Raw genomic sequence first — 13,570 nt, forward strand, 5'->3', positions numbered from 1 at the left:
GACCTGTTTGATCGAGAGTTACTCGTCTTCCAGCTCGATGTTGATACCCAGCGAACGAATCTCTTTCAACAGTACGTTGAAGGATTCCGGCATGCCTGGTTCCATCTGATGGTTGCCGTCCACGATGTTTTTATACATCTTAGTACGACCGTTCACGTCATCAGACTTAACGGTGAGCATTTCCTGCAGGGTGTATGCCGCGCCGTATGCTTCAAGCGCCCACACTTCCATCTCCCCGAAGCGCTGACCACCGAACTGCGCCTTACCACCCAGCGGCTGCTGAGTAACCAGGCTGTAAGAACCGGTAGAACGCGCATGCATTTTGTCATCAACCAGGTGGTTCAGTTTCAGCATATACATGTAGCCAACGGTAACCTGGCGCTCGAACTGCTCACCGGTACGACCGTCGAACAGTGTGATCTGACCAGAAGTTGGCAGGCCACCCAGCTGTAACAGTTCCTTGATTTCAGACTCTTTCGCACCGTCGAATACCGGCGTTGCGATCGGCATACCTTTTTTCAGGTTTTCAGCCAGACGCAGAACTTCTTCATCGCTGAAGGTATTCAGGTCAACTTTCTGACGAACATCTGAACCCAGATCGTAAGCACGCTGGATGAATTCGCGCAGTTTCGCGACTTCTTGCTGCTGTTTCAGCATGGCGTTGATCTTATCGCCAATACCTTTCGCAGCCATACCCAGGTGGGTTTCAAGGATCTGACCGATGTTCATACGCGATGGTACGCCCAGCGGGTTCAGTACGATATCTACCGGTGTACCGTTAGCATCGTGTGGCATATCTTCGATCGGGTTGATCTTAGAGATAACACCCTTGTTACCGTGACGACCTGCCATCTTATCACCAGGCTGGATCCGACGTTTAACCGCCAGATAAACCTTAACAATCTTCAGCACGCCCGGTGCCAGATCGTCGCCCTGAGTGATTTTACGGCGTTTCGCTTCGAGTTTTTTCTCAAACTCGTGCTTCAGTTCGTCGTACTGTTCAGCCAGCTGTTCCAGCTGATTCTGTTTCTCTTCGTCGGTCAGGCCGAGTTCTAACCAGCGGTCACGCGGCAGTTTGTCGAGCTTCTCTGCTTCAACACCACCGGAAACCAGCACAGCGTAGATACGGCTGAACAGGCCAGCTTCGAGGATCTGCAGTTCTTCAGACAGGTCTTTTTTCGCCTGCTTCAGCTGCATCTCTTCGATTTCCAGCGCACGTTTATCTTTTTCTACGCCATCGCGAGTAAAGACCTGAACGTCGATAATCGTACCGGAAACACCGTTTGGCACGCGCAGAGAAGAGTCTTTAACGTCAGACGCTTTCTCACCGAAGATCGCACGCAGCAGCTTCTCTTCTGGCGTCAGTTGGGTTTCACCTTTCGGCGTTACCTTACCAACCAGAATGTCGCCACCGGTCACTTCCGCACCGATATAAACGATACCGGATTCATCCAGTTTGGAGAGCGCAGCTTCACCTACGTTCGGGATGTCAGCGGTGATCTCTTCCGGCCCCAGCTTGGTGTCACGAGACACACATGCCAGTTCCTGGATGTGGATGGTGGTGAAACGGTCTTCCTGGACAACACGCTCGGATACGAGGATGGAGTCTTCGAAGTTATAACCATTCCATGGCATGAATGCCACGCGCATGTTCTGACCCAGCGCCAGTTCACCGAGGTCGGTGGATGGACCGTCTGCCAGCACATCACCACGTTCAACCGGCTCGCCCAGAGATACGCAAGGCATCTGGTTGATACAGGTGTTCTGGTTAGAACGGGTGTATTTGGTCAGGTTATAAATGTCGATACCTGCTTCGCCCGGGTACATCTCGTCTTCGTTAACTTTGATAACGATACGGGAAGCATCCACGTACTGAACAGTACCGCCACGTTTAGCAACTGCAGTAACACCGGAGTCAACGGCAACAGCACGTTCCATACCGGTACCAACCAGCGGCTTATCAGCTCGCAGAGTCGGAACCGCCTGACGTTGCATGTTCGCACCCATCAATGCACGGTTGGCGTCATCGTGTTCCAGGAACGGGATCAGGGACGCACCGACGGATACCACCTGCTGGGTGGATACGTCCATGTAGTCAACCTGGTCACGGCTGAACAAGCTGGATTCGCCTTTGCTACGGCAGGTAACCAAATCTTCTACAAAGTGGCCTTCGTCATCCAGGTTGGAGTTCGCCTGAGCGATAACGTAGTTGCCTTCTTCGATAGCAGACAGGTAATGAATTTCGTCAGTTACAACACCGTCGGTCACTTTACGGTACGGAGTCTCGAGGAAGCCGTATTCGTTAGTCTGTGCATACACGGACAGGGAGTTGATCAGACCGATGTTCGGACCTTCAGGCGTTTCGATTGGACATACGCGACCATAGTGAGTCGGGTGTACGTCTCGAACTTCGAAGCCTGCGCGTTCACGCGTCAAGCCGCCTGGGCCGAGTGCAGAGATACGACGTTTGTGCGTAATCTCAGACAGCGGGTTGTTCTGGTCCATAAACTGAGACAGCTGGCTGGAACCAAAGAACTCTTTCACTGCTGCAGAAATCGGCTTGGCGTTGATCATATCCTGAGGCATCAGGGTATCCAGATCGCCCAGAGACAGACGCTCTTTCACCGCACGCTCAACACGCACCAGGCCAACGCGGAATTGGTTTTCCGCCATTTCGCCTACGGAACGGATACGACGGTTGCCGAGGTGGTCGATATCATCGACTTCGCCTTTACCGTTACGGATATCGATGAGCTTCTTCATCACTTCGATGATGTCGTCTTTGCTCAGGATACCGGAACCTTCGATTTCGTCGCGCAGCAGAGAACGGTTGAACTTCATACGACCAACCGCAGACAGGTCATAGCGGTCTTCGGAGAAGAACAGGTTCTCAAACAGGCTTTCAGCAGCTTCACGAGTCGGCGGCTCACCAGGGCGCATCATGCGGTAGATTTCTACCAGCGCGCTCAGACGATCGTTGGTTGGGTCGACGCGTACAGTTTCAGAAATGTACGGACCGTGGTCCAGATCGTTAGTGAACAGCGTTTCGATACGTTTGTGGCCAGACTGGCTCAGCTTAGCCAGCAGATCCAGGCTCAGCTCCATGTTAGCTGCGCAGATCAGCTCGCCAGTAGATTCGTCAACGTAGTCTTTAGCCGCAACTTTACCAGCAATGTATTCAACCGGAACTTCGATATGTTTGATATCGTCTTTTTCCAGTTGGCGAATGTGGCGCGCAGTGATGCGACGGCCTTTTTCGACGTAGACTTTGCCATTAGCTTCGATGTCAAAGGAGGCGGTTTCACCACGCAGGCGTTCCGGCACCAGTTCCATCTGCAGCTTGTTGTCACGAATTTCGAAAACAACTTTCTCAAAGAACAGATCAAGGATCTGCTCAGTGGTGTAGTTCAGCGCACGCAGAATGATGGTCGCAGGCAGTTTACGGCGACGGTCAATACGTACGAACAGGTTGTCCTTCGGATCGAATTCGAAGTCCAGCCAGGAACCACGGTAAGGAATGATGCGCGCGTTATACAGCACTTTACCCGAAGAGTGGGTTTTACCTTTGTCGGAGTCAAAGAAGACGCCAGGACTACGGTGCAGCTGAGAAACGATAACACGCTCAGTACCGTTGATAACAAAGGTACCGTTGTCAGTCATGAGCGGAATTTCGCCCATGTAGACTTCTTGTTCTTTAATGTCTTTTACGGTGCCTTCCGGCGCTTCGCGCTCGTAGATCACCAGACGCAGTTTTACGCGCAGCGGTGCGGAATAGGTCACGCCACGGATCTGACATTCCTGAACGTCAAACACCGGTTCGCCAAGGCGGTAGCTGACGTATTGCAGCTCGGAATTACCGCTATAGCTCTGAATCGGGAAAACGGAACGGAAGGCTGCTTCCAGACCATACTGCCCTTCAGGATCTTGCTCGATGAACTTCTGAAACGAGTCAAGCTGGATAGAAAGGAGATAAGGTATGTCCAGTACTTGTGGACGTTTACCAAAATCCTTACGAATACGTTTTTTCTCGGTATAGGAGTAAACCATTAGGGTTCCTCAGCTCGCTGACAAGTCGACCCATCTGTCCGACGAAGGGACAGTTTGTGCAACACTATTTTGTTGACCGGAAAATCGAATACTTTCCGCAATGCCTGTTGCTATCACGCTTAAACCATTTCATTGCGATTTACACAGAACGGACGCTCTGTCGCAGTATATTAAGACGTCGATAGAAACAAGCATTGAAAGGCACAACAGTAGTCAAACAGTGTGAAATGCTACTGGCGCCTTACAGCGCAAAAAGGCTGGTGACTAAAAAGTCACCAGCCATCAGCCTAATTTCTTAGGCTGCAACCAGAAAAGTTGGCTTATTTAACTTCAACTTCAGCGCCAGCTTCTTCCAGAGATTTTTTCAGTGCTTCTGCGTCGTCTTTGCTCACGCCTTCTTTCAGCGCAGCCGGTGCAGATTCTACCAGGTCTTTAGCTTCTTTCAGACCCAGGCCAGTTGCGCCACGTACTGCTTTGATAACAGCAACTTTGTTAGCGCCAGCAGCTTTCAGAATTACGTCGAATTCAGTTTTTTCTTCAGCAGCTTCAGCCGGGCCAGCAGCTACAGCTACAGCAGCAGCAGCGGAAACACCGAATTTTTCTTCCATTGCAGAAATCAGTTCTACAACGTCCATTACGGACATAGCGGATACTGCTTCAATGATTTGATCTTTAGTGATAGACATTTAAATTGTTCCTGAAAATCAGAATAAGTTTATACGTAAGCAGATGCTTGAGAAAGATAACTGCGATTAAGCAGCTTCTTTCGCATCGCGTACAGCAGCCAGAGTACGAACCAGTTTGCCAGCCGAAGCTTCTTTCATGGTTGCCATCAGGCGTGCAATTGCTTCTTCGTAGGTCGGCAGGGTTGCCAGGCGATCGATGTTCGATGCCGTGATCAACTCACCTTCAAAGGCTGCGGCTTTGACCTCAAATTTTGCATTCGCTTTCGCGAACTCTTTGAACAGACGAGCAGCAGCGCCCGGGTGTTCCATAGAGTATGCAATCAGGGTCGGACCAACAAACGTGTCTTTCAGGCACTCAAACTGAGTACCTTCAACGACGCGGCGCAGCAGGGTGTTACGAACAACACGCATGTATACGCCAGCTTCACGACCTGCTTTACGCAGTTCAGTCATTTTATCTACAGTTACGCCACGGGAATCCGCAACTACTGCAGACAGCGCGCCTTTGGCTACTTCGCTGACTTCAGCAACAATCGCTTGTTTGTCTTGAAGATTTAAAGCCATTAGCTTTGCTCCTGGATGTTTGCCGGAACCCATGTTCCGGAACTCACTTCACTCTCCCCAACGGAGAGAGCGTCTAAATACGGTGAGCAGAAACAAGCCAGAGTATCAGAAATAATCTTAGCGTTCTGTCACCGTCTACGCAGGGCATTAAGTTTCTGACGAAACACCTGCGGTCTTCGACGGAGGCCTGGATAGGCCAGGCTCCAACGAACAAATCTTGTCTATCTGTCGTTATTCAATCTGTGGCGGCGTTGACTGTCTTCGTTCACACCAGTCACATAGTTAACTATGTGACTGGCGATTCACTCAGTTGTCGCCTTGCCACAGCCTGAATATCTCGGATATACGTCTGCAATTAGCAGAAACGTGGGGGTAAGATTGTAGACAAAATCACCGCCCACGTAAAGGCGAATATTAGTTCGCCACAGTCGCAGTCAGACCGGACTGATCAACGGCAACACCAGCACCCATGGTGGTGGAGATGCTAACTTTCTTGATGTACACGCCTTTTGCCTGAGTCGGTTTTGCTTTTTTCAGCGCAACCAGCAGAGCTTCCAGGTTTTCTTTCAGTTTGTCAGCGTCAAAATCCACTTTACCGATGGTGGTGTGGATGATGCCGTTTTTGTCGTTACGGTAACGAACCTGACCCGCTTTAGCGTTCTTAACCGCTTCAGCAACGTTAGGGGTTACAGTACCAACTTTCGGGTTTGGCATCAGGCCGCGCGGACCCAGAACCTGACCCAGCTGGCCAACAACGCGCATTGCATCCGGAGAAGCAATAACAACGTCAAAGTTCATTTCGCCTTTCTTGATCTGGTCAGCCAGATCTTCCATACCTACCAGCTCAGCGCCTGCAGCTTTAGCAGCTTCAGCGTTTGCGCCCTGGGTAAATACGGCTACGCGAACGGAACGGCCAGTACCGTGCGGCAGTACAGTTGCACCACGTACGTTCTGGTCAGATTTACGAGCGTCGATGCCGAGGTTAACAGCAACGTCCACGCTTTCTACGAATTTAGCAGTGGCCAGCTCTTTCAGCAGAGCGATAGCTTCGTTGATGTCGTACTGTTTAGTAGCATCAACTTTGTCACGGATCACGGACATGCGCTTGGTCAGTTTAGCCATTTCTTAGTCCTCCACTACCAGGCCCATGGAACGTGCAGTACCTTCAATGGAGCGAGTCATCGCTTCAATGTCGGAACCAGTCATGTCGGCAGCTTTGGTCTGCGCGATTTCCTGCAGCTGAGCGCGGGAAATTTTACCCACTTTGTCTTTGTTCGGCTTGCCGGAACCAGACTTGATACCAGCCGCTTTCTTCAGCAGAACTGCTGCCGGAGGCGTTTTGGTAACGAAAGTGAAAGAACGGTCAGCGTAAACGGTAATAACAACCGGAATCGGCAGACCTTTTTCCATGGAGTCAGTCTTAGCGTTGAACGCTTTGCAGAATTCCATGATGTTCACGCCTTGTTGACCCAGTGCTGGACCTACCGGCGGACTCGGGTTAGCCATACCAGCTGCAACCTGCAGCTTGACATAGGCTTGGACTTTCTTAGCCATTCTAAATTCCTCTGATTGGGTTATAGCGCCTCGAAGAGGCTCCCCGTGATTAAATTCGTTTTACGGATAGGATCCATAAAAACAAAAGGCGCGAAATTGTATTCCAATCTCGCGCCTTGTGCAACGATTAAATCGTCGCTTTTTTGATCGGCGTATTAGGCTTTTTCAACCTGCGCGAAGTCCAGTTCAACCGGAGTCGCACGACCGAAGATAGATACGGAAACTTTCAGACGAGACTTCTCGTAGTCCACTTCTTCAACGACGCCGTTAAAGTCAGCAAACGGACCGTCGCTAACACGAACCATTTCACCTGGCTCAAACATCGTTTTCGGACGCGGCTTATCGCCAACCTGCTGCAGACGGTTCATGATCGCATCAACTTCTTTGTCGCTGATCGGCGCCGGACGATCAGATGTACCGCCGATAAAGCCCATCACACGCGGCACGCTGCGCACCAGGTGCCAGCTTGCATCATTCATCACCATCTGGACCAGTACATAGCCCGGGAAGAATTTACGTTCGCTCTTGCGACGCTGGCCACCACGGATTTCAACCACTTCTTCGGTCGGCACCATGACTTCGCCAAAAAGCTCTTCCATATTTTGTAACTTGATATATTCGCGCAGCGACGTGGCTACGCGGCCTTCAAAACCGGAAAACGCCTGAACGACGTACCAGCGCTTTTTAGGGGCTTCAGACATCTTAGAACCTCAGGCCAGTGATAAAGGATACCAGGCGAACCAGAATACCATCCAGTCCCCACAGGATCAGTGACATTACTGCGGTAACCGCAGCCACAATTAATGTGGTGTGCAATGTTTCCTGGCGAGTTGGCCAAATGACCTTACGGACTTCGGTTCTCGCTTCACGGGCAAAAGCAACGGTCGCTTTACCTTTTGTTGTCAACAGCGCGACACCACCCGCTGCGGCAATCAGAATCACTACGGCCAGCGCACGCAGCGGCAGCATCATGTCACGATAGAGGTAGTTGCCAACGATAGCTACAAGCAGCAATACAGCGACAACAACCCACTTCATCGCTTCCAGGCCGCGCCCGCTTCCTTGAGCTTCGGTATTCGCACTCATAAACCAACCTGTCAGAAGTATTCTACAAACATTTTCACCCCGCGTAAGCGAGGCGATCCAAACCGAAATGCTCTGGTGCGTTTCGGACTAAACGCCCTCTTCAGAGCCTGTCTCAGCAATGATTATGACAAAAAAAATCACTGATGAGCCAGGTTCTGGTGTGAAAGCGTGCAAAAAGGGCATCAAATGATGCCCTTTTATTGCGCATTGCGTCAAATGTTATTCGGCAATTAGCTCATTACTTTGGCAACAACGCCCGCACCAACAGTACGGCCGCCTTCACGGATTGCGAAACGCAGACCGTCGTCCATCGCGATTGGGTGGATCAGGGTAACAACCATTTTGATGTTGTCGCCCGGCATTACCATCTCAACGCCTTCCGGCAGTTCGATGGTACCAGTCACGTCAGTAGTACGGAAGTAGAACTGCGGACGGTAGCCTTTGAAGAACGGAGTATGACGGCCGCCTTCGTCTTTGGACAGAATGTACACTTCAGATTCGAACTTGGTGTGCGGCTTGATAGAGCCCGGCTTAGCCAGTACCTGACCACGTTCGATTTCTTCACGTTTGATACCACGCAGCAGAACACCAACGTTCTCACCAGCACGGCCTTCGTCCAGCAGTTTGCGGAACATTTCAACGCCAGTACAGGTAGACTTGGCAGTCTCTTTGATACCAACGATTTCAACTTCTTCACCAACTTTGATGATACCGCGCTCTACACGACCGGTAACAACGGTACCACGACCGGAGATGGAGAATACGTCTTCGATTGGCAGCAGGAACGGCTTATCGATAGCACGTTCTGGTTCTGGGATGTAAGAATCCAGGAAGCCAGCCAGTTCGATGATTTTCGCTTCCCACTCTGCTTCGCCTTCCAGCGCTTTCAGAGCAGAACCACGAACGATCGGCGTGTCGTCGCCCGGGAAATCGTACTGAGACAGAAGTTCACGAACTTCCATTTCTACCAGTTCCAGCAGCTCTTCGTCATCAACCATGTCGCATTTGTTCAGGAACACGATGATGTACGGAACGCCTACCTGACGACCCAGCAGGATGTGCTCACGAGTCTGCGGCATCGGGCCGTCAGTCGCAGCAACAACCAGGATCGCGCCGTCCATCTGCGCAGCACCGGTGATCATGTTTTTAACATAGTCGGCGTGGCCCGGGCAGTCTACGTGTGCGTAGTGGCGAGTCGGGGTGTCATATTCAACGTGAGAAGTGTTGATGGTGATACCACGAGCTTTTTCTTCCGGCGCGTTATCGATCTGGTCGAATGCACGCGCAGCACCGCCGTAGGTTTTAGCCAGTACGGTAGTGATTGCAGCGGTCAGCGTTGTTTTACCATGGTCAACGTGGCCGATAGTACCGACGTTAACGTGCGGTTTAGTACGTTCAAATTTTTCTTTAGACATCGATTGTCCCTCTAAGACACGGATAAATCGGTGATATCACCACATCAACCAGGCAATATACCTGAGCTGTTGAATGCTTTTAAAAGTAAACAGAGAGAAACGGGAAGGAGAAGTGAAGTGGTGCTGATACCCAGAGTCGAACTGGGGACCTCACCCTTACCAAGGGTGCGCTCTACCAACTGAGCCATATCAGCACGTCTGGAGCGGGCAGCGGGAATCGAACCCGCATCATCAGCTTGGAAGGCTGAGGTAATAGCCATTATACGATGCCCGCATCCTGAAACTCGGCTACCCAGTTCTTTCTGTAACAAAAAAGAGATTGCTCTCTTTTCTGTTCGAGCTGGTTAATTTTTTAACCAACTCAGGCGGCATTAACGCTGCCAGAAAGTGGTGGTGGGGGAAGGATTCGAACCTTCGAAGTCTGTGACGGCAGATTTACAGTCTGCTCCCTTTGGCCGCTCGGGAACCCCACCGGACTTGATGGTGCCGACTACCGGAATCGAACTGGTGACCTACTGATTACAAGTCAGTTGCTCTACCTACTGAGCTAAGTCGGCATCAAGTAGCGCGCATTTTATGGAGACATGCGCACTCATGCAACTAAAAAATTGCATAAAATGTTCTATCGCTCACATTTTGCACTATACGACCGATAAATAATCTATTTTCTCTTTGGGTTGAACAAATTTCCAACGCCAGGCCCCCTCCCAGAGGGGTATTTTGCTCCGACATGCGGTTATCAATAGAGAGAAAGCGCATCTTTATACATCTGGAATAGCCGTCACATTGCGTTTCAGGGGATGATTTTTTCTTATTATTCCCCCTCATCTGGTGTTACCCTCCTGCCCATTGTCCAAATTAACTGAAATGTGCATGCCATTGCGGACCGGGGACGATTTCGTTTTTTACCGCAAACCTGATAGAGCAATGGCAGCCAGACCATGCGTATGAGTATAAAAGAGCAAGCGTTAACGTCGCCTTATCTACAGTTTGATCGCAACCAGTGGGCTGCGCTTCGTGATTCCGTGCCGATGACCCTGACCGAGGAAGAAATTGCTCGTTTGAAAGGCATAAACGAAGACTTATCGCTGGAAGAAGTTGCCGAGATTTATTTGCCTCTATCGCGTTTGCTAAATTTTTACATCAGTTCGAACCTGCGGCGTCAGGCGGTGCTGGAGCAATTTTTAGGCACCAACGGCGAGCGTATTCCTTATATCATTAGCATTGCTGGCAGTGTCGCTGTTGGCAAAAGTACGACTGCACGCGTGTTGCAGGCGCTGCTCAGTCGCTGGCCCGAGCATCGTAAGGTTGAGCTGATTACAACAGACGGTTTTCTTCATCCTAACCAGGTGCTGAAAGATCGCGGCCTTATGAAGAAGAAAGGCTTTCCGCAGTCCTATGATATGCACCGGCTGGTTAAATTCGTTTCCGATCTGAAGTCTGGCGTTCCCAACGTTACGGCGCCGGTTTATTCTCATCTGATCTATGATGTGATCCCTGATGGCGACAAAACCGTTGCCCAGCCCGATATATTAATACTCGAAGGACTCAATGTATTACAAAGCGGCATGGACTACCCTCACGATCCGCATCATGTATTTGTTTCTGATTTTGTCGACTTTTCTATTTATGTTGATGCGCCAGAAGAATTACTCCAGACATGGTATATCAATCGCTTCCTGAAATTCCGCGAAGGGGCATTCACCAACCCAGACTCTTATTTCCATAACTATGCGAAATTGTCAGAAGATGAGGCCATCAACACGGCTACATCACTGTGGAAAGAAATTAACTGGTTGAATTTAAAACAAAACATATTGCCAACGCGTGAGCGAGCCAGCTTGATTATGACCAAAAGCGCCAATCATGCCGTTGAGCAAGTCAGGCTGCGTAAATAAATAAAAAAGGGGAGCCTGAGCTCCCCTTCTTATTATTCAGCGCTTCTAAGCGATATTTCCCCGCCCATCCAGGGTTTTACCACGCCATTTTGTTCAAGCAGCAATGCACCCTGCGCATCTATTCCACGCGATATACCAAATATTTCTTTATCACCAATAATGAGTTTAACGGGACGGTCGATAAAGTTATCCAGTGCCTTCCAGCGGGACAGATATGGCGCTAACCCCTCTTGCTCAAACAGTACCAACGCAGCACGCAGCTCGCGGATCAGTCGGGCAGCCAGAGTATTACGGTCAATATTAATACCCGCTTCCTGTAGGTTAATCCAGCCTTGATTAACCACATTCTCTTCAACCCGACGCATGGACATGTTAATACCCGCGCCAATAACAATCTGCGCGGCATCCCCCGTCTTACCGGTGAGTTCTACCAGGATCCCTGCCAGCTTACGGTCGAGCAAATAGAGATCGTTCGGCCATTTAACACGTACTTTATCCGCACCCAGATCGCGTAAAACCTCAGCCATGACAATACCAATCACCAGGCTCAGGCCAATTGCAGCAGCCGGACCTTGCTCCAGCCGCCAGAACATCGAGAGGTATAGGTTAGCACCAAAGGGAGAGAACCATTTGCGTCCCCTGCGACCACGCCCGGCCTGCTGATATTCAGCGACGCAGGCATCTCCTGACTCAAGTTGGCTAATCCGATCCATCAGGTACTGATTGGTTGAGTCGATAACCGGCAGGACGGTAATATTTCCACCATCCAACTGAGAATGAATAAGTGATGAATCTAATAGCTGGATAGGTTCAGGTAAGCTATATCCTTTACCAGGGACAGTAAATACATCAACACCCCAGTCACGTAGCGTCTGGACATGTTTATTGATTGCCGCACGGCTCATCCCCAGCTTTTCACCGAGTTGCTCACCGGAGTGAAATTCGCCATCGGCTAATAATGAAATAAGCGTCAGGGGGACAGTATTATCCTTCATGCAACGATCTCCACGGCATTAACCTCACCTTGCGGGCCGATAAACCGGACTTCCGGTTCGAGCCAGACGTTGAATTTCTCACCGACTTTTTGGCGTACGTGATGCGCAAGTTGCACCACATCCTGACTCGTAGCATGGTCTGCATTGATCAGCACTAGTGCTTGCTGCTGGTGTACCGCTGCGCCGCCAATGCGCATACCTTTCAGCTGGCATTGATCAATAAGCCAGCCAGCAGCCAGTTTCACAGAGCCATCAGCTTGCGGGTAATGAGGTGCCGTCGGGAATTTAGCCAGAAGATCCTGTGCAATATCTGCGCTGACAACCGGATTTTTAAAGAAACTCCCCGCATTACCGTTTACTTTTGGATCGGGCAGCTTTGTGGTGCGCATATGGCAAACAGAATCAAAAACCTGCTGAGGCGTTACCGTTGCAGAGTCAAGACGTGTCAGGTCACCGTAAGTGAGAACAGGCTGCCAATGTTTAGCTAAACGCAGCCCAACGGCTACAATCGCGAAACGATCCTGGTACTCATGTTTGAAGATGCTGTCACGGTAACCAAATCGGCATTCTGCAGCGCTGACACGCAGATGTTTGCCGGTCGAAAGCTCTACGCAGTCCACATATTCGCAGACGCGCTGCAGTTCCACGCCATAGGCACCAATATTTTGGATGGGGGATGAACCAACGCAACCAGGGATCATCGCCAGATTTTCGAGGCCAGGCATGTTGTGCTCCAGAGCATAACGTACCAGCTGATGCCAGTTTTCACCCGCGCCTACGTGTAGATACCATGCGTCAGGCTTCTCTGTAACCTCGATACCTTTGATACGGTTGACGATCACCGTGCCATGGAAAGTATCAAGAAACAGGACGTTACTCCCCTCACCCAGAATCAGTACCGGATGATGTGATGCATTGGCAGCATGCCAGGCGTTCAACAGTTGTTGCTCATTTTCAGCACAAACAATCTCGTTGGCAGACTGGTCAATGCCGAAGGTGTTCCAGGCTTTAAGGGAGTGATTCATAGACGCTTTCCTGATGCAAAATCGCGCTTAGTTTACCGCATATACCGCAGGATGGCTTGTGTTATGGAGGCTCAGGGTGTTGCTTTGCACCCGATGGCACGCGCTGCGCCGCAGCCGGCGGATTTCACGGCGCACAGACGCAAAAAAGCCCATCCGGCAGGATGGGCTTCTTCACTTTATTTGATGCCTGGCAGTTCCCTACTCTCGCATGGGGAGACCCCACACTACCATCGGCGCTACGGCGTTTCACTTCTGAGTTCGGCATGGGGTCAGGTGGGACCACCGCGCTACAGCCGCCAG

The 13,570-nt window shown here is 50.6% G+C and carries 11 protein-coding genes, 4 tRNA genes, 1 rRNA gene and 1 pseudogene; 2 read left to right on the forward strand and 15 right to left on the reverse strand.

What is annotated here, in order from left to right; translation table 11 throughout:
- Nucleotides 1-18 precede the first annotated feature (18 nt).
- The 12 genes from rpoB to On2M_RS22745 form a co-directional block, all read right to left on the reverse strand.
- Nucleotides 19-4,047 (reverse strand): DNA-directed RNA polymerase subunit beta, encoded by a 4,029-nt coding sequence (rpoB, locus tag On2M_RS22690; RefSeq protein ID WP_003033111.1) that lies wholly within the window; start codon nt 4,045-4,047, stop codon nt 19-21.
- A 320-nt stretch (nt 4,048-4,367) separates the two neighbouring features.
- A complete protein-coding gene (gene rplL / locus On2M_RS22695) occupies nt 4,368-4,733 on the reverse strand; it encodes a 50S ribosomal protein L7/L12 (RefSeq protein WP_000028882.1) in 366 nt (121 codons plus the stop codon).
- A 66-nt stretch (nt 4,734-4,799) separates the two neighbouring features.
- Nucleotides 4,800-5,297, reverse strand: a complete 498-nt coding sequence (rplJ, locus tag On2M_RS22700; protein ID WP_005132895.1) for a 50S ribosomal protein L10 — start codon at nt 5,295-5,297, stop codon at nt 4,800-4,802.
- A 414-nt stretch (nt 5,298-5,711) separates the two neighbouring features.
- Entirely contained in the window at nt 5,712-6,419 is a 708-nt protein-coding gene (gene rplA, locus On2M_RS22705) for a 50S ribosomal protein L1 (protein WP_005132897.1), read from the reverse strand.
- A 3-nt stretch (nt 6,420-6,422) separates the two neighbouring features.
- Nucleotides 6,423-6,851 carry a 50S ribosomal protein L11 gene (gene rplK / locus On2M_RS22710; RefSeq protein WP_003033122.1) on the reverse strand — a complete coding sequence of 143 codons (429 nt, stop codon included), beginning with the start codon at nt 6,849-6,851 and terminating at the stop codon, nt 6,423-6,425.
- Nucleotides 6,852-7,006: 155 nt separating this feature from the next.
- The gene (gene nusG, locus On2M_RS22715) at nt 7,007-7,552 is read right to left on the reverse strand and encodes a transcription termination/antitermination protein NusG (protein ID WP_003033125.1); all 546 of its coding nucleotides are present in this window, start codon (nt 7,550-7,552) and stop codon (nt 7,007-7,009) included.
- A gap of 1 nt (nt 7,553) precedes the next feature.
- Nucleotides 7,554-7,937, reverse strand: a complete 384-nt coding sequence (secE, locus tag On2M_RS22720) for a preprotein translocase subunit SecE (protein ID WP_003033128.1) — start codon at nt 7,935-7,937, stop codon at nt 7,554-7,556.
- Nucleotides 7,938-8,167: 230 nt separating this feature from the next.
- Nucleotides 8,168-9,352 carry an elongation factor Tu gene (gene tuf / locus On2M_RS22725; RefSeq protein ID WP_003031109.1) on the reverse strand — a complete coding sequence of 395 codons (1,185 nt, stop codon included), beginning with the start codon at nt 9,350-9,352 and terminating at the stop codon, nt 8,168-8,170.
- 118 nt (nt 9,353-9,470) lie between these two features.
- Nucleotides 9,471-9,546 (reverse strand) — tRNA-Thr (locus On2M_RS22730).
- A 5-nt stretch (nt 9,547-9,551) separates the two neighbouring features.
- Nucleotides 9,552-9,626: transfer RNA gene (locus On2M_RS22735), tRNA-Gly, on the reverse strand.
- A 114-nt stretch (nt 9,627-9,740) separates the two neighbouring features.
- A tRNA-Tyr gene (locus tag On2M_RS22740) sits at nt 9,741-9,825 on the reverse strand.
- Nucleotides 9,826-9,833: 8 nt separating this feature from the next.
- Nucleotides 9,834-9,909, reverse strand: a tRNA-Thr gene (locus On2M_RS22745).
- A gap of 19 nt (nt 9,910-9,928) precedes the next feature.
- Here On2M_RS22745 and On2M_RS24335 point away from each other — a divergent pair.
- Together On2M_RS24335 and coaA are read left to right on the forward strand one after the other, a co-directional pair.
- Nucleotides 9,929-9,997 (forward strand): annotated as a pseudogene (locus On2M_RS24335) (hypothetical protein); the annotation flags it as partial.
- Between the two features lie 302 nt (nt 9,998-10,299).
- Nucleotides 10,300-11,250 carry a type I pantothenate kinase gene (coaA, locus tag On2M_RS22750; protein ID WP_003031107.1) on the forward strand — a complete coding sequence of 317 codons (951 nt, stop codon included), beginning with the start codon at nt 10,300-10,302 and terminating at the stop codon, nt 11,248-11,250.
- A gap of 32 nt (nt 11,251-11,282) precedes the next feature.
- Here coaA and birA read toward each other — a convergent pair whose 3' ends face one another.
- The 3 genes from birA to rrf all read right to left on the reverse strand — a co-directional run bounded on the left by birA (nt 11,283) and on the right by rrf (nt 13,570).
- The gene (gene birA / locus On2M_RS22755) at nt 11,283-12,245 is read right to left on the reverse strand and encodes a bifunctional biotin--[acetyl-CoA-carboxylase] ligase/biotin operon repressor BirA (protein ID WP_151220040.1); all 963 of its coding nucleotides are present in this window, start codon (nt 12,243-12,245) and stop codon (nt 11,283-11,285) included.
- Entirely contained in the window at nt 12,242-13,270 is a 1,029-nt protein-coding gene (gene murB / locus On2M_RS22760; protein WP_151220039.1) for a UDP-N-acetylmuramate dehydrogenase, read from the reverse strand. The genes birA and murB overlap by 4 nt, the downstream gene beginning before the upstream one ends.
- 185 nt (nt 13,271-13,455) lie before the next feature.
- Nucleotides 13,456-13,570 (reverse strand): 5S ribosomal RNA (gene rrf / locus On2M_RS22765).

This window comes from Citrobacter sp. On2M (assembly GCF_018035235.1).
GTDB lineage: Bacteria > Pseudomonadota > Gammaproteobacteria > Enterobacterales > Enterobacteriaceae > Citrobacter > Citrobacter meridianamericanus.

What these genes read in the sequence shown, in the direction of transcription:
- rplA (WP_005132897.1), bottom strand. Translation starts at nt 6,419, where the DNA reads ATGGCTAAACTGACCAAGCGCATGTCCGTGATCCGTGACAAAGTTGAT.
- rpoB (WP_003033111.1), bottom strand. Translation starts at nt 4,047, where the DNA reads ATGGTTTACTCCTATACCGAGAAAAAACGTATTCGTAAGGATTTTGGT.
- nusG (WP_003033125.1), bottom strand. Translation starts at nt 7,552, where the DNA reads ATGTCTGAAGCCCCTAAAAAGCGCTGGTACGTCGTTCAGGCGTTTTCC.
- rplJ (WP_005132895.1), bottom strand. Translation starts at nt 5,297, where the DNA reads ATGGCTTTAAATCTTCAAGACAAACAAGCGATTGTTGCTGAAGTCAGC.
- coaA (WP_003031107.1), top strand. Translation starts at nt 10,300, where the DNA reads ATGAGTATAAAAGAGCAAGCGTTAACGTCGCCTTATCTACAGTTTGAT.
- rplK (WP_003033122.1), bottom strand. Translation starts at nt 6,851, where the DNA reads ATGGCTAAGAAAGTCCAAGCCTATGTCAAGCTGCAGGTTGCAGCTGGT.
- birA (WP_151220040.1), bottom strand. Translation starts at nt 12,245, where the DNA reads ATGAAGGATAATACTGTCCCCCTGACGCTTATTTCATTATTAGCCGAT.
- murB (WP_151220039.1), bottom strand. Translation starts at nt 13,270, where the DNA reads ATGAATCACTCCCTTAAAGCCTGGAACACCTTCGGCATTGACCAGTCT.
- rplL (WP_000028882.1), bottom strand. Translation starts at nt 4,733, where the DNA reads ATGTCTATCACTAAAGATCAAATCATTGAAGCAGTATCCGCTATGTCC.
- tuf (WP_003031109.1), bottom strand. Translation starts at nt 9,352, where the DNA reads ATGTCTAAAGAAAAATTTGAACGTACTAAACCGCACGTTAACGTCGGT.
- secE (WP_003033128.1), bottom strand. Translation starts at nt 7,937, where the DNA reads ATGAGTGCGAATACCGAAGCTCAAGGAAGCGGGCGCGGCCTGGAAGCG.